General features: G+C 64.9%; 16 protein-coding genes and 1 pseudogene. 6 read left to right on the top strand and 11 right to left on the bottom strand.

Features of this window, described 5'->3' with window-relative positions:
* Window positions 1-102: 102 nt before the first annotated feature.
* The 3 genes from PH586_RS17235 to PH586_RS17225 all read right to left on the bottom strand — a co-directional run bounded on the left by PH586_RS17235 (window position 103) and on the right by PH586_RS17225 (window position 5,047).
* Complete coding sequence (locus tag PH586_RS17235; RefSeq protein WP_271348996.1) at window positions 103-1,875, bottom strand: acyl-CoA dehydrogenase C-terminal domain-containing protein; 1,773 nt, start codon at window positions 1,873-1,875, stop codon at window positions 103-105.
* Between the two features lie 69 nt (window positions 1,876-1,944).
* Window positions 1,945-3,318, bottom strand: coding sequence for a solute carrier family 23 protein (locus PH586_RS17230; protein ID WP_271348995.1), 1,374 nt, complete (start codon window positions 3,316-3,318; stop codon window positions 1,945-1,947).
* Window positions 3,319-3,424: 106 nt separating this feature from the next.
* On the bottom strand, window positions 3,425-5,047 hold the full coding sequence (locus PH586_RS17225) for an acyl-CoA synthetase (protein WP_271348994.1): 1,623 nt from the start codon (window positions 5,045-5,047) through the stop codon (window positions 3,425-3,427).
* A gap of 256 nt (window positions 5,048-5,303) precedes the next feature.
* On the opposite strand from PH586_RS17225, the gene PH586_RS17220 reads away from it, so the two are divergent.
* The 3 genes from PH586_RS17220 to PH586_RS17210 all read left to right on the top strand — a co-directional run bounded on the left by PH586_RS17220 (window position 5,304) and on the right by PH586_RS17210 (window position 11,099).
* Complete coding sequence (locus tag PH586_RS17220) at window positions 5,304-7,568, top strand: PAS domain-containing sensor histidine kinase (RefSeq protein ID WP_271348993.1); 2,265 nt, start codon at window positions 5,304-5,306, stop codon at window positions 7,566-7,568.
* Between the two features lie 105 nt (window positions 7,569-7,673).
* On the top strand, window positions 7,674-8,321 hold the full coding sequence (locus PH586_RS17215) for a response regulator transcription factor (protein WP_271348992.1): 648 nt from the start codon (window positions 7,674-7,676) through the stop codon (window positions 8,319-8,321).
* Between the two features lie 126 nt (window positions 8,322-8,447).
* Entirely contained in the window at window positions 8,448-11,099 is a 2,652-nt protein-coding gene (locus tag PH586_RS17210; protein ID WP_271348991.1) for an EAL domain-containing protein, read from the top strand.
* A 12-nt stretch (window positions 11,100-11,111) separates the two neighbouring features.
* On the opposite strand, the gene PH586_RS17205 is transcribed toward PH586_RS17210, so the two are convergent.
* From PH586_RS17205 to PH586_RS17180, 6 genes and pseudogenes are all read right to left on the bottom strand, one after another.
* Complete coding sequence (locus PH586_RS17205) at window positions 11,112-13,706, bottom strand: EAL domain-containing protein (protein WP_271348990.1); 2,595 nt, start codon at window positions 13,704-13,706, stop codon at window positions 11,112-11,114.
* Window positions 13,707-13,858: 152 nt separating this feature from the next.
* Window positions 13,859-14,419: pseudogene (locus PH586_RS17200) on the bottom strand (class I SAM-dependent methyltransferase).
* A gap of 17 nt (window positions 14,420-14,436) precedes the next feature.
* Window positions 14,437-14,790, bottom strand: a complete 354-nt coding sequence (locus PH586_RS17195) for a DUF5629 family protein (protein WP_271348989.1) — start codon at window positions 14,788-14,790, stop codon at window positions 14,437-14,439.
* Between the two features lie 27 nt (window positions 14,791-14,817).
* The gene (locus tag PH586_RS17190; RefSeq protein WP_271348987.1) at window positions 14,818-15,459 is read right to left on the bottom strand and encodes an oxidoreductase; all 642 of its coding nucleotides are present in this window, start codon (window positions 15,457-15,459) and stop codon (window positions 14,818-14,820) included.
* A gap of 50 nt (window positions 15,460-15,509) precedes the next feature.
* Window positions 15,510-17,276 carry a C13 family peptidase gene (locus PH586_RS17185; RefSeq protein ID WP_271348986.1) on the bottom strand — a complete coding sequence of 589 codons (1,767 nt, stop codon included), beginning with the start codon at window positions 17,274-17,276 and terminating at the stop codon, window positions 15,510-15,512.
* Between the two features lie 130 nt (window positions 17,277-17,406).
* Window positions 17,407-17,862, bottom strand: a complete 456-nt coding sequence (locus tag PH586_RS17180; protein WP_238042598.1) for a MaoC family dehydratase — start codon at window positions 17,860-17,862, stop codon at window positions 17,407-17,409.
* 494 nt (window positions 17,863-18,356) lie between these two features.
* Here PH586_RS17180 and PH586_RS17175 point away from each other — a divergent pair, with 494 nt between their 5' ends.
* From PH586_RS17175 to PH586_RS17165, 3 genes are all read left to right on the top strand, one after another.
* The gene (locus PH586_RS17175; protein WP_271348985.1) at window positions 18,357-18,719 is read left to right on the top strand and encodes a CidA/LrgA family protein; all 363 of its coding nucleotides are present in this window, start codon (window positions 18,357-18,359) and stop codon (window positions 18,717-18,719) included.
* Window positions 18,716-19,432 (top strand): LrgB family protein, encoded by a 717-nt coding sequence (locus tag PH586_RS17170; RefSeq protein ID WP_271348984.1) that lies wholly within the window; start codon window positions 18,716-18,718, stop codon window positions 19,430-19,432. The genes PH586_RS17175 and PH586_RS17170 overlap by 4 nt, the downstream gene beginning before the upstream one ends.
* 262 nt (window positions 19,433-19,694) lie before the next feature.
* On the top strand, window positions 19,695-20,291 hold the full coding sequence (locus PH586_RS17165) for an LON peptidase substrate-binding domain-containing protein (RefSeq protein ID WP_271348983.1): 597 nt from the start codon (window positions 19,695-19,697) through the stop codon (window positions 20,289-20,291).
* Here PH586_RS17165 and PH586_RS17160 read toward each other — a convergent pair.
* Together PH586_RS17160 and PH586_RS17155 are read right to left on the bottom strand one after the other, a co-directional pair.
* Complete coding sequence (locus PH586_RS17160; RefSeq protein ID WP_271348982.1) at window positions 20,285-21,601, bottom strand: bifunctional DedA family/phosphatase PAP2 family protein; 1,317 nt, start codon at window positions 21,599-21,601, stop codon at window positions 20,285-20,287. The two genes, PH586_RS17165 and PH586_RS17160, sit on opposite strands and share 7 nt — an antisense overlap.
* Window positions 21,598-22,314 (bottom strand): DNA-3-methyladenine glycosylase, encoded by a 717-nt coding sequence (locus PH586_RS17155; RefSeq protein WP_271348980.1) that lies wholly within the window; start codon window positions 22,312-22,314, stop codon window positions 21,598-21,600. The genes PH586_RS17160 and PH586_RS17155 overlap by 4 nt, the downstream gene beginning before the upstream one ends.
* Between the last annotated feature and the right edge of the window lie 123 nt (window positions 22,315-22,437).

The raw sequence follows: 22,437 nt of genomic DNA, 5'->3' as shown, positions 1-22,437 counted from the left end.
GCGCACGGCCTAGGCGGCCCCGCGCACCCTCGTCTCGAATAAAAAAGCGCGATGCCTCGTTGCCAGCACACCGCGCAAACGCTCAACTATTTTAGCAGCCGGTCAGAACTGTTCGGCGTCCAGTCCATACAGCGGCGCACTGCCGGCGCGGATGCTCGCTTCCAGGCTCAGGCTGCGTGGCAGCAGGCGGGCGAAGTAGAAGGCCGCGGTGGCCAGCTTGCCGCCGTAGAAGGCTTCGTCATCGGCGCGGTTGGCCTCGGCCACGGCCGCCATGCGCGCCCACATATAGGCATAGGCGACGTAGCCGAACAGGTGCAGGTACTCCACCGAGGCGGCGCCGACCGCGTTGGCATCCGTCTTGGCCTGCTCCAGCAGCCAGCCGCTGACGCCTTCCAGGCGCTCCAGGGCGGTTACCAGTTCGCTGCCATAAGGCGTTTCGTGCTGGTGGGCGAAGTGGCGCACTTCGGCGGCGAACTGGCGCAGCCCGGCGCCGCCGTTGGCCACGACCTTGCGCCCGAGCAGGTCGAGGGCCTGGATACCGTTGGTGCCTTCGTAGATCTGCGCGATGCGCACGTCGCGGACCAATTGCTCCTGGCCCCACTCGCGGATGTAGCCGTGGCCGCCGAACACCTGCTGGCCGTGCACGCAGCTTTCCAGGCCGATGTCGGTGAAGAAGGCCTTGGCCAGCGGGGTGAGCAGGGCGACCAGGGCTTCGGCTTGCTGGCGCTCCTCGGCATCGGTGGAGAACTTGGAAAGGTCCAGTTGCTGGCCGACATAGCAGGCAAACGCCCGACCGCCCTCGGTCATGGCCTTCATGCTCAGCAGCATGCGGCGTACGTCGGCGTGCACGATGATCGGGTCGGCGGCCTTGTCCGGCGCGACCTTGCCGGTGGCGGCGCGGCTCTGCAGGCGATCGCGGGCGTAAGCGGCGGCGGCCTGGTAGGACGCTTCGGCGCAGCCGATGCCCTGGATGCCGATCGACAGGCGCTCGTAGTTCATCATGGTGAACATCGCCGCCAGGCCCTTGTTGGCTTCGCCGATCAGGTAACCGCTGGCGCCGTCGAAGTTGATCACGCAGGTGCTGGATGCCTTGATGCCCATCTTGTGTTCGATCGAGCCGCAGCTAACCGCGTTGCGCGCACCCAGGATGCCGTCGCCGTTGACCAGCACCTTGGGCACCAGAAACAGCGAGATGCCCTTGGGCCCGGCCGGCGCGCCCGGCAGCTTGGCCAGCACCAGGTGGATGATGTTCTCGGTGAGGTCCTGCTCGCCGCCGGTGATGAAGATCTTGCTGCCGCTGATGCGGTAGCTGCCGTCGGCCTGGGGTTCGGCCTTGGTGCGGATGATCCCCAGGTCGGTGCCGGCATGGGCCTCGGTCAGGCACATGGAGCCGGCCCAGCGGCCTGCATACATTTCCGGCAGATAGGTGCTTTTCAGCTCTTCGCTGGCATGTGCGTCGATCGCCAGGCAGGCGCCGGAACTCAGCGCCGAATAGAGGGCGAAGCTGGAGCCGGCGGCGTAGAGCATTTCCTCGAACTGCACCGCGAGCATCTTGGGCATGCCCATGCCGCCGTAGGCCGGGTTGCCGGACAGGCCGACCCAGCCGCCTTCGATGTAGGTGGCGTAGGCCTGCTTGAAGCCGGCGGGGGTGCGCACCTCGCCGGCGACCCACTGCGCGCCTTCCTCGTCGCCGCTGCGGTTGAGCGGGGCGATCAGGCTGCCGGTGACCTTGGCCGCTTCTTCGAGAATGGCGTCGGCGGTGTCGCCATCCACGGTCTCGGCCAGTGCAGGCAGGCGTGCCCACAGGGCCGGCGCGTCGAAGACTTCATGGAGGACGAAACGCAGGTCGCGCAGGGGGGCGTTGTACTCGGGCATGGGGCACCTCAAAACAGAGTGCCGCAGGCGAACCTGCGGCGTGGGCAAGATAAGTAGGGTTATAGCGCGTTAGTCGACCTCGGGGGCGCCGCTGGTCTTGTCCTTGCTCGAGGCGAACCTGAGCAGGTGGGTGCGCTCGACCAGGATGTACAGCGCGGCACCGGCGGCCAGCCCCCAGCCTGCGCCGTAGACGGCCAGGACCACGCCCATGGTGCCGGCGACGCCGCGCTCGGTGTTGTTGTTGAGTTGCTCGAAGCCGACCATCAGGCAGATGTAGCCGGTGAGGATCAGGGTCAGCGACAGGGCGATCGGCAGCACGGGCTGGAAGAAGCTCACCAGTGGCAGGGCGAACAGGGCGATGAAACCGGTGATCCAGAAGGTGCCGGCGCCGCTGTAGATCGAGTCCATGGCCTTGCGGCCGTACTTGTAGCGCTCGGCCATGGTGGCTGCCACGGCGGTCCACAGCGGTCCGGCCAAACCTGGGTAAGGGGCGAAGAAGGCATGCAGGGCGTTACGCAGGGCGGTCACCAGGTGCACGCGGTCGATGTTGTTCTCGATCACTTCATCGGTGCGCAGTTCGTCGGCGCGCTGCATCAGCGACTGGCCGACGATGATGTCGCCGAAGGCGATGATGTAGGCGATCACCGCTGTCGGCACGGCCAGCAGGAACACGTCCAGGCCGGGGAAGCCGACGTTGAACGGCAGGTAGTTCCACATCTCGGCGAAGGCCGGCGCGGTGATGCCGAAGCGCACGTCGGGCATCTTGTATTCACCGACGGCGATGCCGATGAAGATGGCGATCAGCATGCCCGGGACCATGCCGTAGTTGACGATCTTGCGGGCGAAGGGCACGCGCTCGGTGAGACCCTTGAACGACACCGAGAACATCAGGTACAGGCAGATCAGGCTGCCCAGCACCAGGGAAATCGGGGTGTTGGCCAGGCGTCCGCCGCTGGAAATCTCGCCCATCAGCGCGGCGATCCCGGCGCCGATGATGATCCCGCCTTTCATCGAGTTGGGAATGATCTTGACCAGGGTGCTGCCCAGGCGGGTAACGCCGAGCACCAGGAAGATCACGAAGACCAGGAACTGCAGGGCAAACAGCGCCTGAATCGCTTCCGGGCCGGGCTTGAAGTTACCCAGGAACAGCAGCACCACCGGGATGCCCGGGGTGATCCAGCCGGGTACGAAGGGCACCCCGAGCAGCGCCGGCAGCATAAAGCCGATGCCGCACACCACCACGTAGGCCAGGGCCACGTCGTAGGGCAGGCCGAGGTATTTTTCCAGCAGCGGAATCATCGCCAGGCTGACCACGAACATGATCAGCGCCTGGAGCATTTCCGCGGTTTCCCAGCGGTAGTGGATAAAGGGCAGGCGCACTCGGAAAGGCCCGAACGCCCAGCAGGGTTGCTGTTCGCCATCTTTGCGTTGGTAAAGTTGCATGGATTGCCTCCGTCGGCCGCGCGCATTCAGGACGCATGGCGCATTTTGTTGTTGTGGATCGGGGGTAACTGCGCGCTCGCCCGGCAAGGGCGAGCGGGTTTATCGATCAGAGCGCCTTGGCCATGTCGCGCAGGACGAATTTCTGGATCTTGCCGGTGCTGGTCTTCGGCAGCTGGGTGAATATCACGGTCTTGGGCACCTTGAAGCCGGCCAGGTGTTCACGGCAGAACGCGATTATTTCGGTCTCGCGGGTGGCCTGCTGGTCGACCTTGAGGGTGATGAAGGCGCAGGGAGTTTCGCCCCACTTTTCATCCGGGCGGGCGACCACGGCCGCTTCCAGTACCGCGTGGTGGCGGTAGAGCACGGCTTCCACCTCGATGGTGGAAATGTTCTCGCCACCGGAGATAATGATGTCCTTGAGACGATCCTTGATTTCCACGTAGCCATCGGGGTGACACACGGCCAGGTCGCCGGTGTGGAACCAGCCGCCCTCGAAGGCCTCGGCCGTGGCGCTGGGGTTCTTCAGGTAGCCCTTCATCACCGTGTTGCCGCGCATGAAGATCTCGCCGATGGTCTCGCCATCGCGTGGCGTCGGTTCCAGGGTTTTCGGATCGCCGACCATCAGGCCTTCCAGGGTCGGGTAGCGCACGCCCTGGCGCGATTTGATCTGCGCCCGCTGCTCCAGCGGCAGTTCATCCCATTCGGCATGCCAGGCGCACACGGTCACCGGGCCGTACACCTCGGTCAGGCCGTAGACGTGGGTGACCTTGATGCCCATCTCCTCGACCGCACCAATCACCTTGGCCGGCGGCGCTGCGCCGGCCACCATGGCATTGACCGGGTGCTCGATGGCCGCCTTGGCCGACTCGGGCATGTTGACCAGGGCGTTGAGCACGATGGGGGCGCCGCACAGGTGGCTGACCTTGTGCGCGCGGATCAGGTGGAGGATTTTCTGCGGGTCGACCCGGCGCAGGAACACATGCACGCCGGCCAGGGCGGTGATGGTCCAGGGGTAGCACCAGCCGTTGCAGTGGAACATCGGCAGGGTCCACAGGTACACCGGATGGTGACCCATGGCCCAGGTCATCTGGTTGCCCAGCGAGTTCAAGTAGGCGCCGCGATGGTGGTAGACCACGCCCTTGGGGTTGCCGGTGGTGCCGGAGGTGTAGTTGAGGCTGATCGCCTGCCATTCGTCATCCGGCCATTGCCAGGCGAATTGCGGGTCGCCTTCGGCCAGCAGGGCTTCGTAGTCGAGGTCGCTGACCGCCTGGCCTTCGCCGTATTCCGGATCATCGACATCGATCACCAGCGGCGGATGATCGAGCATGCCGACGGCGGCGTGCACCACTTCATGGAACTCGCGGTCGGTGATCAACACCTTGGCTTCGCCGTGCTGCAGCATGAAGGCGATGGCTTCGGCGTCCAGGCGCACGTTGAGCGGGTTGAGTACTGCGCCGATCATCGGCACGCCGAAGTGCGCTTCGAGCATCGCCGGGGTATTGGGCAGCATCAGCGCCACCGTGTCGCCCTTGCCGATGCCGCGGCCGGCCAGGGCCGATGCCAGGCGCCGGCAACGGGCATAGGTCTCGGCCCAGTCGCGGCGAATCGAACCATGGATCACCGCGGGGTAGTGCGGGTAGACGGCCGCGGTGCGCTCGAGAAAGCTCAGCGGGGAGAGGGCGATGTGGTTAACGGCGGCAGGCGCAAGGCCCTGTTCGTAGATCGACATGCGGGTACCCATGGCAGATTGTTTGCTCTTGTGGCCCGGCTCGCTGGGCGAGTGGACGCTTCAGGTTTCAACTGGCGGCTATTTATATATTCACCTAGTAAAATATGGAAGTTAAACCATAGTTCTATAGTATATGTACTAGGTTGTCTTGATGGGGCATATGCCTTGGTCGCTTTGCATTCCGCGCGCGTTGCCCCGATGCTCGTGGCTGGTCAATACACGCTTGCGGACAGCCCGCTGCGAGGAAGCACAATCGATGAGTGAGATTCAGGTGCAGTTGCACAGCTGGCTGTGTCTGCAGCGCGAGGCGTTACCCCTGGCGCTGCGCGCCGATGCCTTGCGTCGCACCCTGCAGGCCTGTCCCGAAGTGCGTCAGGCGTTCTTTCTGGGCTGGCAGCCAGGCACGGGCATCTACAGCCATGAAGGCAGTGCTCCGCACCTGCCGCCGGGCTTTGGCGATCCCTTGCAGGCCAGCGATCAGTCTCTGTTCGCCGCGCTGGCGGAGCAGCCGCGCCTGAGTCTGGCCGAGTTGCGCGTGCTGCCCTGCTGGCTGGCCGGACGCGTGCGCCGCGCCGCCATCAGCCACGGTCAGGTGCTGGCCTTGCAGCTGGATCAGGACCAGCCCGGACTGTTGCTGATCGAACTGCAGGAGGGCGTCAGCCTCGATTGGCTCGGCTTGATCCACGAACTGCTGCTGGCCCTGTTGGCCAGCCTGCCGCTGCAGGCGCGCGGCAACGCCTTGCTCGGTGCCGACCCGCAGCCGAGCCTGCTGCTGGATGCCCTGGCGCAGCCGCTGCAATTGAATGCGGCCATGCTCAAGCTGCTCGGCGAAAGGCCATTGCCGGCGGTGGCCGAGTTTCTGCCGGTCAACGCGCCGCAACTGGTACGCGCCTGCTTGCAGCAGGGCCGGGCCATCGAGGAGGTGGAGGCGCAGGTCGACGGGCAGATTCTGATCTGGCTGTTCATGCCCGACGCGCTGGAGCAGCGGGTATTGGCCCGTTGTCGGCTGGCCACCGTCCAGGTTCGTGCCGAACGCGAGGCGGCCAAAGCCAGTCGGCTCTACCGGCTGATCACCGAAAACACCACCGACCTGATATCCCGGCACACCCCGGACGGGCGTTTCCTCGATGCCTCGCCGGCCAGTTGGACTCTGCTCGGCTACTGGCCGGAAGAGCTGCGCGGTACCCGGGTGCAGGCGCTGTTCCACCGCCAGGATCAGGCGCAGCTGGTGCAGAGCACTCGCGAAGCGCTGGAGCAGGACGGCTACCACACCATGACCTTCCGCATTGCCCACCGCGACGGTCACTACCTGTGGTTCGAGACCGCCAGCCGGGCGATCCGCGAGACCTACACCGGTGCCGTGGTGGAAGTGGTCAGCGTGTCGCGCGACATCACCGCGCGGGTGCAGGCCGAGGAGAACAAGCGGCGTCTGGCCGAAGTGGTCGAGGCCAATACCGACCTGGTGCTGTTTATCGACCCGGGCGGCTGCCTGACCTACCTCAATCCGTCGGCCCGGCAGGCCCTGAATATTGCCCCGGAGCAGCCGCTGCCCGCGCTGGATGTCCTGCTCGGAGAAGACGATATGCAGCGCCTGCAGACGCGCGGCTGGGCCACCGCCGATAGCCGCGGGGTGTGGAGCGCCGAGGCACGCCTGCTACCGCTGGGCGCGCGCGCGCCGCTGCCGGTGTCGCTGGTGCTGCTGGCCCATCGTGGCAGTGGTGGCGAGCACTACTATTCGCTGGTGGCCCGCGACATGACCGAGCGCGAGCTGCGCGAGGCCCAGCAGCGTCACCATCAGGACGAACTGGCGCACACCGCGCGGCTGGTTACCCTTGGCGAGCTGGCGTCGGGTATCGCCCATGAGATCAACCAGCCGCTGGCCGCGGTGGTCAATTACGCCAGTGCCAGCCAGCGCTACCTCAAGGCCCTCGGTACCAATCCGCAGGCGGCGGACAGGGTGGCCCAGGGCCTGGAACGCATCACCGAACACGCCAACCACGCCGCCGAGGTGATCAAGCGGCTGCGCGCCTTCCTGCGCAAGGGCCAGCGCCGCACCCAGGCCCTGGATATCGCCGAGGTGGCCCGCGAGGCGATGCGCCTGTGTCAGTGGGAGGCGAGCAACTGGCAGGTGAATATCGACGAGCAACTGGCGGATAATCTGCCGCCGGTCTACGCCGACCGGGTACTGCTTGAACAGGTGTTGCTCAACCTGTTGCGCAACGCCATCGACGCCAACCGCGAAGCCCATCCGGGCCAGCCCTCGCGCATCGAACTGAGCGCCGGCGAGCGTGGCGGCCAGTTGTGCGTCTGGGTCAGTGACCAGGGCCCGGGGGTGGCAGCGGCGCAGCTGGAGCACATCTTCACCCCGTTCTACACCAGCAAGGCGGAAGGCCTGGGCCTGGGCCTGTCGATGAGTCGTAGCATTATCGAAGGCTTTGGTGGGGCCCTGGAGGCGCATCCAGGCAAGGCGGCCGGACTCTGCCTGGAATGTCGCCTGCCGCTGGGGCGGGCTGAGGCTTGAGAGGCTTTGTGTGGGAGGAGCGTTAACCGCGACAGAAGGTTCTGCATGTCGCGGCTGAAGCCCCCATCGATTCGGTGTCAATGCATAACAGCAAGAGGAGCGGAGATGAGCGGGCAAGTGCAACAGCAGGTGTATGTGGTCGATGATGACCAGGGCATGCTCGACTCCACTGTCTGGCTGCTGGAGTCGGTGGGGCTCAAGGCCTTGCCCTTTACCAGCGGCCGGGACTTTCTCGAGGCCTGTGCGGCCGAGACCCGCGGTTGCGTGCTGCTGGACGTGCGCATGCCCGGCATGGGTGGGCTGAATGTGCAGGAAGCCCTGCGCGAGCGCGGCATCGACATGCCGATCATCTTCGTCAGTGGCCATGCCGATGTGCCCATTGTGGTGCGCGCCTTTCGCGCCGGCGCGGTGGACTTTATCGAGAAACCCTACAACGAACAGTTGCTGCTCGACAGCGTGCAGCAGGCCCTGAGTCGGCCGTCGGCGACCCCGGTGGTGGATGAGCGCTTGCAGGCGGTGCAGGCACGCCTGGCCGGCCTCACCCCGCGCGAGCGCGATGTGCTGCTGCCGCTGGTGTGCGGCTGCACCAATCGGGAAGTGGCAGAACAGCTGGCAATCAGCGTCAAGACCGTCGACCTGTACCGCTCGCGGGTGATGAAGCGCATGCAGGCCGAGACCCTCGCCGATCTGGTTGGCATGGCCATCGCCGCGGGCCTGGTGGATGCCCTGCAGCTGCGCGACTCATCGCGCTAGCCGGCGCTCCGTCCGTTCTGACCGACCTACGGCCTTAGCGGGTTGCTGGTAAATTGCTATCATGCGCGGTTGCTGGCACTTGGCCTCTGTTGCCTGCCAATGTGGGTAAACCTGTCGAGTTGTTCAATGATCCTGAATTTTATCGAGAGCGCGGCCGTGCTGATCGCGCTGTGCTGGCTGCATGCCCTGAATATGCGGCATGTCCAGCGGCAACTGCTGCGTCAGCTGCTTGCCGGTGGCCTGTTCGGGGCTATCTGCGTGATTGGCATGTTGGCTCCGCTTACCCTCCGTGAGGGGCTGATCTTCGATGCGCGCAGCGTGGTGCTGAGCATGGCCGGCCTGTTCGGTGGCCCCTTGGTGGCGGCCATCGCCGGGCTGATGGCTGGCGGCTATCGGCTCTGGCTGGGCGGGGTGGGGGTCATTCCGGGGCTGTTCAATATCGTCATGCCGGTGCTGCTGGGTCTGGCCTATCGAGCGGCCTGCCAGCGCAATTGGCTGCGCATTGGGGTCTGGCAGTTGTTGCTCTTCGGCGCGCTGGTGCATCTGCTGCTGGTGCTGAGCCTGAGCCTGTTGCCGGAGAAGACTTTCAGCCAGGCATTGCAGCAGGTGGCGGTACCGGTATTTCTGGTGCTGACGCCGGCCACCCTGCTGCTGGGGCTGCTGTTGCAGGACATCTTCCAGCAAGCCCGTGATCGTCAGGCCCTGCGCGAAAGCGAGGCGCGCCTGCGGGCGATCAATGAGGCCAGTCCGGACCTGACCCTGGTGCTGGACGAGGAGGGCCGCTACCTGGAGGTGATGGCCCCCGATCCGCAGCTGCTCTATGGCGGCGGTGTGGGCCTGGTCGGTAAACACCTGGCCGATGTGCTGCCGGTTGGCCAGGCGGAGCGTTTCATGGCCTTTCTTGCACACACACTGGCCTGCGACAGCCCGCAAACTCTGGAATACGGTATGCGCACGCCGTCTGGTCAGCGGGTGTTCGAGGGGCGCGCCAGGCGCCTGGATACCCTGCTGCAGGGCAAGCGGGCGGTGGTGTTCATCGCCCGTGATATTACCGACAGGGTCAATTTCGAGCTGGATCGGCGGGTTGCGGCGATTGCCTTCGAGTCCCAGCAGGGCATGCTGATCACCGATGCCAGCACGCGGATCCTCAAGGTCAACCGCGCCTTCAGCCAGATCAGCGGCTACAGCGCCGCCGAAGCCATTGGCCAGAGTACCCAGATGCTCAGCTCCGGGCGGCATGGCCCTGAGTTCTATCAGGCCCTGTGGCAGACCTTGGCCGAGACGGGTATGTGGGAGGGGGAGGTCTGGAACCGGCGCAAGAATGGTGAGGTCTTTCCCGAGTGGTTGGCCATCAGCGCGGTGCGCGATGAGCGTGGGCGGGTCAGCAACTATGTGGCGTCGTTGACCGATATCAGCGAGCGCAAATCCGCCGAGCAGAAGATCAAGCACCTGGCGTTCTACGATGCCCTGACCGGCCTGCCCAATCGCCGCCTGCTGCGTGACCGTCTGCAGCAGGCGCAGGCATTGAGTCGGCGCAACAACCAGCATGCCGCGCTGGTGTTCCTCGACCTCGACAACTTCAAGAATGTAAATGACCTGTATGGCCATCAGGTCGGTGATGAGCTGCTGTGTCAGGTGGCCGAGCGCTTGCGCCATAGCCTGCGTGAGCGCGATACCGTGGCCCGCTTGGGAGGCGACGAGTTCGTCATCATGCTCGAAGGGCTGGAGGCCCGTACCGAGGAAGCCGCCTCCCAGGTCGAGCACCTCGGCGCCCAGGTGCTCGACGCCCTGCGCCAGCCCTATCTGGCTGGCGGCCATCGCCTGTTCAGCAGCGCCAGCCTGGGTGTGGTGCTGTTCAACGACGATCAGCATTCTGTGGATGAACTGATGCAGCGCGCCGACTTGTCGATGTACACGGCCAAGGCCGCGGGCAAGAACGCCCTGAGTTTTTACGATGCGCAGATGCAGGAAGCGGTCAGCGCTCGCCTGCAGCTGGAGGAGGACCTGCGCCGGGGGCTGCAGACCGGCGAATTTATTGTCTATCTGCAGCCGCAGGTGGATCAGCTGGGCTGCCTGAGTGGTGCCGAGGCACTGGTGCGTTGGCAGCATCCGCGGCGCGGATTGCTGGCGCCTGGCGCCTTCATCACCATCGCCGAGCGCTGTGGGTTGATCGAAACCCTGGATATGCAGGTGCTCGGCGCCGCCTGCGCGTTGCTCGCGCAGTGGGCACAACAGCCCTATAGCGCCGGCTTGAGTCTGTCGGTAAACCTCAGTGCGCGTCTGCTCTATCGGACGGACTTTGTCGACGCCGTGCAACAGACCCTGCGGCACAGCGGGGCCAACCCCCAGCTGCTCAAGCTGGAACTGACCGAGTCATTGCTGCTGACAGACATGGACGAAGCCATCGTGCGCATGCAGACGCTGAGAGACATGGGCATCCGTTTCTCCATCGATGACTTCGGCACGGGTTATTCGTCCATGGCCTATCTGCAGCAGTTGCCGCTGGATCAGCTGAAGATCGATCAGTCGTTCACGCGTGAGTTGCCGGACAATCCCAGCAGCCTGGCCATCGTCCGCGCGATTATCGCCCTGGCGCACAGCCTCAAGCTGGAGGTGCTTGCCGAAGGCGTGGAAACCCAAACGCAGCGCGACAGCCTGCTGAACAATGGCTGCCTGCATTACCAGGGCTACTTTTATGGCCGGCCCATGGCCGTGGCGGATTTCGCCGCCTCCGATCTGTTGCGATTCAGGCAGAACGAGGCGGTGTCCGAGGCTTGAGCGCTATCAGTCTCAGGCGCTGCTGGCGTCGGCCGGCCTGGGCCACTGCTCGAGCCTCTGTGCCGGTTCCGGTTTGCCGAACAGATAGCCCTGAAAGCGCTGGCAGCCCAGGCGCAGCAAGGCATCGCGTTGCGCCAGGGTTTCCACGCCTTCGGCGATCACCTGCAGATCCATGCCGGCGCCCAGGGCAACTATGGTGCGTACGATGGCCTCGTCGTCGGAGTCGCTGAGCAGGTCGCGGACGAAGGATCGGTCGATCTTCAGCTGGTCCAGCGGCAGTCGCTTGAGGTAGCTGAGCGATGAATAGCCGGTGCCAAAGTCGTCCAGCGCGAAACGCACGCCGCGCGCCTTGAGCTGATCCATCTTGACGATCATGGCTTCCACATCCTGCACCAGGTGGCTCTCGGTCAGTTCCAGCTCCAGGCGTTGCGGGTTGGCCCCGGTTTCATCGAGCACGGCGAGCACGTCGTTGACGAAATCAGGGTGGTGGAATTGCCGCGCGCTGACGTTCACCGCCATGGTCAATTGCTCGCGCCCGGAATCTGCGGCCCAGGTCACCAGTTGCTGGCAGGCGCTGTGCAGGATCCAGCGGCCCAGGGGCAGGATCAGGCCGGTGCTTTCCGCCAGCGGGATGAACTCGCCGGGGGCTACCAGGCCGCGACTGGGATGCTGCCAGCGCACCAGGGCTTCGGCGCCGAGCAGTTGGCCCTGGGCGTTGACCTGCGGCTGATAGTGGAGGACGAACTGGCGTGCGCTCAGGCTCTGGCGCAGGTCGTTTTCCAGGGTGGTGCGGGCGCTGACTTCGGCCTGCATCTCGGGGTTGAAGAACCTCAGGGTGTTGCGTCCGGCGGCCTTGGCCTCGTACATGGCCAGATCGGCGCGCTTGAGCAGTTCATCCATCGTGCCCTGGGCCTCGGAAAACAGCGCGATGCCGATGCTGGCGGTGCTGGTGTGGCTGCGCCCCTGCAGCACATAGGGTTCGCCCAGGACCTGGATCAGCTTGCTCGCCACCGTTTCGATCTGGGTGATCGACTCGGGGAGCTGCAGCTGCAGCCCTTCGAGCATGAGGACGAACTCGTCACCGCCGAGGCGGGCCAGGGTGTCCTCCTCGCGGACATGGCTGCTCAGGCGCAAGGCGACCTGTTGCAGCAGTTGGTCGCCCATGTCGTGGCCGAGGGTGTCGTTGATGTCTTTGAAGTTGTCCAGGTCGATGAACAGCAGGGCGCCGTCCAGTTGGCTGCGGCCACGCTGCGCCAGGGCATGCTGCAGGCGGTCGAGCAGCAGGCGGCGATTGGGCAGGCCGGTGAGCAGGTCGTAGAAGGCCAGGCGATGGATCTGCTCGAGGTTCCGCTTGTGCTCGCTGATATCGGTGGAGATGCCGCACAGGGCATAGATACTGCCGTCCGGGTGGCGCAACGGCAGCTTGACCGAGAGATAGGTCTGTTCGAGGGCGCCGTCCGGGCTGCGATTGATTTCCTCGGTCTCCACCCGCTCGCCGAGCAGCAGCACGCGGCGATCGTTCTCATGCAGGCTGGCCACAGTGGCGGCGTCGAAGAAGTCTTGGTCGGTCTGCCCCACCACCTGCGCCAGTGGCACGCCGAACAGTTCGCAGACCTTGCGGTTGGCGTACTGGTAACGCAGCTCATGATCCTTGATGTAGATATGGGCTTCGACGCTGTCGAGAATGGTGTTCAGGCGCTGCTCGCTGGCCTTCAGGTGGCGGGTCTTCTCGGCGACCTGGCGGCGCAGCAGCAGGGCGCCGCCGAGCGCGGTCAGCAGCAGGCCGGCCAGGATGGCCAGGCCCCACCAGGCGGCGGTAGGTACCAACAGGCGGGGGCGTTCGCCGCCCCAGCGCTGCAGGGTCTGGTAGTAATAGGATGAGGGCGAGTCTCTCCACTCACGCAAATGGCGGTCGATGCTGCTCAGCAGCTCGCTGTTGGAGCCCTTGCGGGTGGCATAGAACAGCTGCACGGGCTGGAACATGATCGGTGTGCTGCGTAGCTGGTAGTGCGGCGCATGGAAGTCGCCGAATTGCTGGTTGGCCACTACCGCTTCGGCCTGCTGCTTGGTCACCAGTTCGAAGCCCTCGGCCAGGCTTTGCACAGGAATCAGCCGGGCCTGCAGGCCAAAGCTGTCGAGCAGCATTTGCAGGTAATTCTGTTGAATGGAGCGGTCCAGCACGGCGATACGTCGATCCTTGAGATCGAGGATCGACTGAAGGTTGGCCTCCTCGCGGCTATACAGCTGCGACCAGCTATAGAGTGAGGGCTGCTGGTGAAAGTCCAATAGCCGCGCGCGCGCTTCGCTGAAGGCCACATCCGGCAGCAGGTCGATGGTGCCGTTCTGTGCCAGATCCAGGCAGGTCTGCCAGTCGCAGGGGGTCGGGATCAGTTGCCAGCTTTCCTCACGGGCGATTTCATTCAGCAACTCGCCGAGGATCCCGGAGATTTGCCCGTCCTGGCCCATCAGGATCTTCGGCTCATTGGCGTAGACGCCGACGCGCACCTGGCGCTGCTGCGCCCAGATCGGTGAGGCGCAGACCATGCACAATGCCAGCAAGCCAGCCAGGCAGGTGTAGCGGGATGGGCGTGTTGAGGGTGGCTTCATGCGCTGACCGCTTTCGATCCAATGAAATGTTCCTGCAACCATGGACAGCATACGGGGTGATTGCCTCGCAGAGAAAGTACTAATGCCCTGGTGTGGCGGAGTCACTGCGCCCAGCCACGATCGACGAAAGTCATGGGCTGGGGCCCTTTCAGCTAGCCCGGCTGCATCTGGGCGATGGTGAAGGCGCCAGCCTTGAACAGCGCAGGAATGTCGCGATTGAGGTGACAGGCCTCGGCCAGGGGTTTCCTGTAGGGCGACAGGCGATTCTTCCGGCGCTCCACGGGGGTATCCGGGGCCAGGCCGAGTTCGCCGAACACCAGGCGGCCGCCGGGTTTCAGTACCCGCCGCGGCTCTTGCCGCGCGGCCACGGCGTCCGGGATGGTGCGCAGGGTAAAGATACAGACGATGCTGTCAAAGCTGGCCTCGGCGGCCTGAATCTGGCCCGGTTCGAGGGCGATCATCTCGACCGGGATGGCGATCCGCGCGATGCAAGTAAGGGCCAGGTGCTGCATGTCGGCAGCAGGGTCGACGCCGACGATCGCGCTGACTTTTTCAGCATCGTAGAACGCCAAGTTCCGTCCGCTACCGATGCCGATCTCCAGCACCCGTCACTCGGCCAGCGGGACGATTTGCGCGCGGACCTTCATCACTTCACCCAGGCCGCAGGCGAAGACGATCAGCTGCGGCAGGATGTAGCGATCATCGAGTCGCATGGCACGCTCCGCGGGGATCAGTCGTTGCTGGCTTCGGCGTCGTCGCTGTCGAGATTGTCGCCGCTGATCGCCGCGTAGCATTTGATCCGGTGCTCTGCGTCGCCATCGGTCAGGTGCCAGCTGTCCGTCTCGGCATCGAAGCGCGCCGCGCTTACTGCGGCAAGGGAGAACTGCCAATGGCGGCGAGCGCTGCCGTCGACGCAGTCGATGCTCAGCAGGGGCTGGTTCTTGCTGTCGGCACTGGCCGAGCCGGCGCTGACCTGGGCCAGCAGCTCCTTGTCCAGGTTGAAGTGCCAGGCGTAGAGGTCGTCGATTTCAAGCATGTCGGCGGCTTCGAGGGCTTCGATCAGGCTGCTGTGGGTTGTGCTCATGGGCTGACTCGCTAGGGGGTAAGGGGATCAGCGGCCGAGGCGGCGCAGCCGGTCGGACTCGATGACGCGCAGGCCGCGGCCTTCCTCCAGGGCCAGGCGCCAGAGGGCGCGGGCCAGCACGGTGGCTTCGATGCCGTGGTATTTGCCGGGTAGCCAGCGCGCCAGCGGCGCGGCCAGGCGTTCGCCGAGGCGGAATTCGTTGCGCGGGCCGAGCAGCAGGGATGGCCGTACCAGGGTCAGCTGCGGCCAGTCCTGGGCTTGCAGCGCTTGCTCCATCTCGCCCTTGACCCGGTTATAGAATACCGTTGACTTGGCCTCGGCACCGAGGGCGCTGACCACCAGCAGGTGACGGGCACCGAGCTCGCGGGCACGCTGGGCGAAGGTCACGACCAAGTGATGGTCGACGGCGCGAAAGGCCTCCTGCGAACCGGCTTGTTTGATCGTGGTGCCCAGGCAGCAGAAGGCCGTGTCGATGGGGCCGTTGAGCTGGGGCAAGAGGTCGAGCAGTTCACCCACCGGGTTTTCCAGGTGCGGGTGTTCGGCCAATGGCCGGCGGCTCGGCGCCAGCACGCGCGCGACCGTAGGTTCGTTGAGCAGGCGATCAAGCAGGTGTTCACCGGTCAGGCCGGTGGCACCCGCGAGGAGGATGTGCTGGGGCGTCAAATACATAATCGTGGGGTCTCCGCTGATATCAATCAGCTTAACAGGCCGTTGAAAAACTACTGCGTGCTGCGCTGGTTACTTTGTTCGATAGGCGGGGCAGGGCGAGCGGCGCTGTCGTCGCCGGGTGCTGCGCGCAACGCCTGGCGCGCCTGTTGCTCGCGCAGGGCGCGCCAGTGTCGCAGGACCGCCTTGGCTGGCCAGATTTGCGGCTCGGAGGCCTCGAAGCCTTCGGCTTGTTCGCGCTCGGCAACTTTTGCCTTGGCCAGCTCGAAGGCGCGCTGCAGGTCATCGGTCTCGTTGAGGGCTTCGGCGAACAGCGCTCGGCCAAAATAGGTGAAGTCGTTGTCCTCGGAACAGCCGAAGGACACCCGGTCGGCGCGGGCGGCGGTCATCACCAGGGTCTGGTCGTCTTGCAGCGGGGGGATGAAGCCGCCGGAGTAGCAGGCCGAGATCACCACCACCTTGTGTCGCGCGTGCAGCGGCTGCAGCAGCGCGGCCAGTTCGCTGGCCGGCAGGTCGCTGAGCTGCAGGCGCGGTTGATCGAGGCTCAGCTCATGCCGGCGCGAACCGTGACTGGTCAGGTAGATGAAGATCAGGTCTTCCGGCCCGCTGCGTTCGGCCAGGGCCTGCACCGCCCGGGTCAGGCTTTCACGGGTAGCCAGTGGGCGGTCGGCGAAGTGATCGCGGTGGTTGGTCAAGGTGATACGGCCATAGGCGGCGAAACGCTCGCCAAGCAGCTTGGCGACGTAATCGGCTTCGCGCAGGAACACGCTCTGCTCGCCGTCACCGGCCAGGGTCAGGGCGTACAGTTCGATGGCGGGGGTGGAGGCGGGCAGCTCGGCGATGGCCTCATCGAGCAGCCGGCCCTGGATCAGCAGGCCGAGCTCCAATGGGTCGGGCAGCATGCGACCCTGTTCGTCACGCAGGCGCTGGCCGTGCAGCCAGGTGCCGCTCTGCTGGTCACCTGAGGCGAGGGTCAGGGTGCCGTTACCCGAGTACTCGCCATTCTCGAAGTGACCCTCATAAAGGCTGCCATCAGCCAGCTGCAGGCGGCCTTGGCCGTGGTAACGCCAGTCGCGGAATTCGCCGCGGTAGCGCTCGCCGTCCGCGCCCTGGAACTCGCCCGCGCCGTTGAGAGCGCCCTCGACAAACTGCCCGCTCCAGACTTCGTCCTCGACACTCTGGTAGCGACCTTTGCCATGGAACTGGTTGTCACGGAAGTCGCCGCTATAGAGATCGCCGTCAGTGTTTTTGAAACTGCCGGGGCCTTGCAGCTGGCCCTGGTCGAACTGGCCGCTGAACTGGTTGCCGTACTCGTCGTGGCGCACGCCCTGGCCGTGCGCCACGCCTTTGCGGAACTGGCCGTGAAAGCTGCTGCCATCTGCGCGTTCGAGGGTGCCCAGGCCATCGAACAGGTCGTTTTTGAATGTGCCGCGATACACCAGGCCGTCCTGCTGGAGCGTGCCTTCGCCGGCAAACCGGCCGGCGGCGAAACCGCCCTGGTAGCTGCCGCCGTCAGGATAGTGGAGAGTGCCCTGGCCGTGAAAGGCGCCTTGCTCGAACTCGCCGACGTAGTGCTCGCCATTCGCGCCTTGCCATTCGCCGGGGCCTTGCCACTGGCCATCCTTGAAGGTGCCGACGAACCAGCCGCCATTGCGGTAATCCAGGCGGCCGGGACCTTGCAGCAAGCCGTCGATCACCTCGCCGCGATAGCGCGCGCCGTCGGGCAGTGTCGCATCCGCGGGTAGCAGGGGTTCGCCGTCGCCGCAGGCGGCAAGCAGCAGGGCGAGGCTCAGGGGAGCCAGGTTGGCGAGGCGGTGCATGGCAAACATCCAGATCCAGGTGTTGCCGGAGTATGCCGTAAACCATTGGCTCTGCGCTGCCGCGCCGCACAGTGCCAGTGCATAACCGGCGTTCGCTCGGTCGAACGAACGCCGGTTATGCCGGCGCAGATCAGACGAAGCAGAGGGTCAGGGGTTCGGCCACATAGGCCGGTTTGTCCTGGCCTTCGATTTCCAGTACCGCGCGGGCCTTGAGCAGCCACTGGCCGGGATTCTTCTCGGTGGCGTCGGTCAGGGTCACCACCAGGCGTACCCTGGAGTCGACCTTGACCGGCTGGATGAAGCGCACGCTGTCCAGGCCATAGTTGATCGCCATTTTCAGGCCCTCGGGCATGAGCATGATGTCTTCCATCAGCATGGGGATCAGCGACAACGACAGGAAACCGTGGGCGATGGTGCCGCCGAAGGGGGTGTGCTTGGCTTTTTCCGGGTCGACGTGAATGAACTGGTGGTCGCCGGTGCATTCGGCGAACTGATTGATGCGTTGCTGATCGATGATCAGCCAGTCGGAGCGTCCCAGTTCCTTGCCTACGTAATTGCTGAGCTCTGCTACGGGTACTGACGGCATAGTTCCTCCTTGAGGAGACGGTGGTGTTGTTTTTCGAGTCGAACCGCTTGGGCCCTAGATCATCATGGGGCGCATGCCGGGTCAAGTCTGCAATGGCTTGCTGAATAGTGGCTTATACAGACCGGGTGAGCACGGCTGCCCTCGGTGATGCGGCGTTGAACAACAGCTTGGACAAGCAGCGTGCTGTCTATGCGCTCAAGCGCGTCATGCCGCTTCCGCACTTGCGTGCGCGTCCGGTTCGTTTGACTCACTGCGCTCGCTTGGCCGGCCAGTGGCCGGCAGTCACTTCGTTGCACTACGGCTGGCAGCGGTGGTTGCCTCGCCTGACCTTTGCTCGCGGCCTTCTCACGCGGTCTTTTTCGGCGGGCGCTTTGCCTGCCTATAATGGCCGCGGTACGCCCTGGCCTGAGGCCATGGCGCTATGCTTGTGCGGTCACTGCTGGTCGCTTGTGCCGCCGCGACGCTGCTCGTCACTTCAATTGGAGATTCACCTCATGCTGTTACGCGGCTTGTCCTGGCTGGTGCTGTGCCAGTTGCTCGGCACCGGACTCAACGTCTTGTTACTGCCGATGTTGCCAGGGCCTATTATCGGCATGCTGTTGCTGTTGCTGTTCCTCCTGGTGCATGGCGAGGTCAGCGAACCCCTGAGCCTGGCCTCCAGCAACCTGCTCAAGTACCTGCCGCTGTTGCTGGTGCCGCCTGCGGTTGGCGTAATGGCCTATGCCGATGCGATTGCCGCGGACTTCTGGGCGGTGATCGGGGCGCTGGTGTTGTCACTGGTGCTGTCGGTGGTATTCGCCGGCTGGATGATGCAAAAGCTCATCGAGCGCCAGCAGCGTCGGCGGGGTGACCTATGAGCCTCGACTGGTACGGTGCCTGGCAGGCGCTCACCCATCATCCGTTGTTTGGCGCCGGGATTACTCTGGGTGCTTACCAGTTGTCCATCGCCGCCTACGAAAGGACCCGCTGGATGTTCCTGCAGCCGGTGTTGGTGTCGATGGTGATCGTTATCGGCGTGCTGTTGCTGTGCGGCCTGAATTATGCCGAGTACAAGGTCAGCGCTGAGGCCCTGACCCTGTTCCTCGGTCCAGCAACCGTGGCCTTGGCAGTGCCCTTGTTCCTCAATTTGCGGCGGATTCGCCAGTTGTTCTTGCCGACCGTGTTGACCTTGCTGGTCGGCGGGGTTGTGGCCACGGTGCTCGGCGTGTCCCTGGCCTGGTGGTTTGGCGCCGACTCGATCATGTTGATGAGCATGGCGCCGAAGTCGGTGACCTCGCCGATCGCCATGCTGGTGGCCAGCCAGATCGGTGGTATTGCCGCACTGGCAGCGGTTTTCGTGATGATGACCGGGGTGATCGGGGCGATGCTCGGCCCGTCGCTGTTGCGCCTGTGCGGTGTGCGACATCACGCGGCTGTCGGCATGGCCCTGGGCATGACCGCGCATGCGGTTGGCACTGCGCGGGCCATGCAGGAAAGCGAAGAGTGTGGCGCGTTCGCCGCGCTGGCGATGAGTCTGATGGGCATGCTCACAGCGGTGCTGTTACCGCTGGCGATCATTTTCCTGGTTTGAGAAGTGGTGAAAACCCTTCACCTGCTGCAATTGCTGCAACCATCGGTAGTCGGTTCGGGGCGTAAGGCGGTTCGGGCGGGGTTCGATTCGGCGCTCGAGCGGCTCGAGCGGCTTCGGCGCGGAGCGACAACCCGGCAGTTTTCGGCGGCGCCACTGAATCACGGCGGACTGCCTGCGGGCAGCCCATATAGACCTTACGGATCGCCCAGCCGTCAGCTGCGGCGTTGCGCTCGATCTTTTCACAACCTCTGAGGACGGCCCCATGAAACTCCCGCTGTTTCCGCTCAATACCGTGTTGTTTCCGGGTTGCCTGCTCGATTTGCAGATATTCGAGGCACGCTACCTGGACATGATCAGTCGCTGCATGAAGCAGGGTGAGGGCTTCGGCGTGGTATGCATTGTCGAGGGCCGGGAGGTCGGCGAGGCCGCCGGCCACTTCTCGGCGATTGGTTGCGAGGCGCGGATCTGCGATTTTCAGCAACGGCCCAACGGCTTGCTGGGGATTCGTGTCGAAGGTGGTCGACGCTTCAAGGTTGGTCACGCCCAGGTGCTGCCGGATCAGCTGACCATCGCCGAGGTCGAGTGGTTGGAGGAGGCGGCGGATCAGCCCCTGGGAGCCGAGCATGCGGATCTTGTCGCGTTGCTCGAGGCCCTGGCCGAGCACCCGCTGGTCGCCGCCTTGGGCATGACTGATTCGGTCAGCGGTCAAGCGGCCCTGGCCAATCAACTGGCCTATCTGTTGCCATTGGCGCTCGAGCAGAAACTCCAGCTGCTCGAGCTCGACACGCCGCAGGCGCGCCTGATCCAGCTGCAAGCCTGGCTTGAGCAGATTCAGGGCGAGAGTGGCGTCGCTCAATAGCGATAGAGCAGCAAGCCTTGCGACAAGTGCCGGGTGGCAATGGCCCCGAGCAGTGCCAGGCACGCCGGCAGGATCAACCACCACACCTTGGCGGCTAACCCCGGCTGTGGCATGCGCCATTGCGTCAGGCCCAGGCTGAGCGCGCACAGGCCGCCCGCCAGCAAGGCGCCAGCGATGATGTCGCTCGGCCAATGCACGCCCAGGTAGACCCGCGACAGGGCGACGGTCATGGCCGGCAGGCTGGCCAGCAGCAGCCAGGCCAGGCGCAGGCGCGCCGGTTGGCCGCGCCCGGCCAGTACGCCGAGTACCAGGAAGAACGCGAAGGCCGCCGAGCTGTGGCCGCTGGGCAGGCTGAAGCTGTGCAAGGGTTCGAGCAATACCTGTGGGCGATGGCGGGCGAGCAGGGCTTTCAGCGCGCCGTTGGCCAGCGCGGTAGCGAGCAGGGTGCCGCCGGCAAAGGACAAGGCTCGCCATTGTCGCGTCAATAGCAGAAGCAGGCAGAGCAGCAACCCGGCGGCCAGTTGGCTGGAAAAGTCGCCGAGGCGGGTGATCAGCACCATTAGCGTGTCGAGGCTGGCACTCCGCTGTTCCTGAATCAGGGCGAGCAAGCCCCGATCGAACTGATCGAGGCGCGGCCAGCCGATCAACAGGCCGAACAACAGCAACAGGCTCAAGCCCGCAGCGATCCAGCTGGCGCGGCGTCTTTCGCGCAGGCTGTCATGTGCGCTGAGCAGCAGCAAGGCGGCCAGGCCGGCGGCAAGTACCGCGGCTTCGGGCCAGAAGCCTGCGGGCAGTGGCAGGCGCAATGCCGCGCCAGTGGCCCAGCCCGGCAACAGGTAGGCGAGCGCCCAGCCGGCCGAAGCGAGCAGGCTGACCAGCACGAAACGCCCGAACGGCATGCTGAGCATGCCGGCAATCATCGGCAGCATCGGCCGTAGCGGGCCGATAAAGCGGCCCACCAGCAGGCTGGCGATGCCGTAGCGCTGAACATAGAGTTCCGCCCCGGCCATCCATTGCGGGTGATGGCGCAGCCCCGGCAGGCGGCGGATGTCCTGGTGGAAGTAGCGACCGGTGGCATAGGACAGCAGATCGCCGAGCAGTCCGCCGCAGTAGGCCAGGGCCAGGGTTTCACTGAGCGTCAGGGCACCGTGGCCGGCGAGCACGGCGACGGCGAACAGCAAGACGGTGCCCGGCACCAGGATCCCGGCAATCGCCAGGCACTCGAGAAAGGCAATCAGGAAGATCGCCAGGCCGAGCCACTTGGGGCTCGCCGTGAGCCAGAGGGTCAAGCTGTCGAGCCACTGGCTCATCGATGTGCATCCGTGGGCCCGAGTAGATAAAAGTCGCGACCTTCGACCTGGCCGCGACGCAGTGGGTTGCGTGTGCAGTGCCGGGCAAAGGCGGCGTCGACGAAGCGGTAGGGCAGGTGTTCGTCGCGCCCGGCGGGAATGCCCAGGCGCGTGGTCTGGACGATCTGCGCCGGGCATTCGCCGAGGTCTTCGACGAACAAGCGCTGCGGATCGAAACGCCGCCCATCCCAGTCCGGTACTTTCAGGCCCAGGGCCTTGCACAGCAAGGTTTGTCCGCCACAGAGTTTTTCCGCCGGGCGTGGCCGACCCTGGTCATCCGGATTGTTGGCCTGCATCTGCGCCAGGCTGGCGCTGGGCGAAACCGGGTCGAGCCAGGGGTAGGCGGATTTGATCAGTACCGCGTTACCCGGCCCGCAGGCGCTGAAATTCAGCGAGTCGCCGCCGCGGGCGTAATACATGTAGATGTGCCCGCCGCCGAGGAACAGGGCCTGGCGTTTTTCCGTGTAGCCGAGCGAGGCGTGGCTGCCTTTTTCCTCCAGGTAGTAGGCTTCGGTCTCGATGATCCGTGCGCTCAGCCAGAGCGGGCCGCAGCGGTGGCGGATCACCTTGCCGAGCAGCTCGCGGGCGAGTAGGCGCGCGTCGCGCTCGAAGAAGCTGGCGCTCAGGGGGCGGGCTTGAGGCCAGGGCAGGCTGTGGGCGGGTTCGGCAGGCATGAGAGTTCCCTGGTTGAAGGCAGGCCTCAGGTGGATCGCGATGATACCAACAAGAGCCGTATCGATGCCTGAGCCGGTCTTGGTCGACAGGTTATTGCTACTGCTTGTCCACTATCCGCCAGG

The sequence above is a fragment of the Pseudomonas aestuarii genome (genome assembly GCF_027988105.1).
Taxonomy (GTDB): Bacteria; Pseudomonadota; Gammaproteobacteria; order Pseudomonadales; family Pseudomonadaceae; genus Aquipseudomonas; species Aquipseudomonas aestuarii.
The sequence above is the reverse complement of the archived record's forward strand: the minus strand, read 5'-3'. Positions and strand labels throughout refer to the sequence as shown.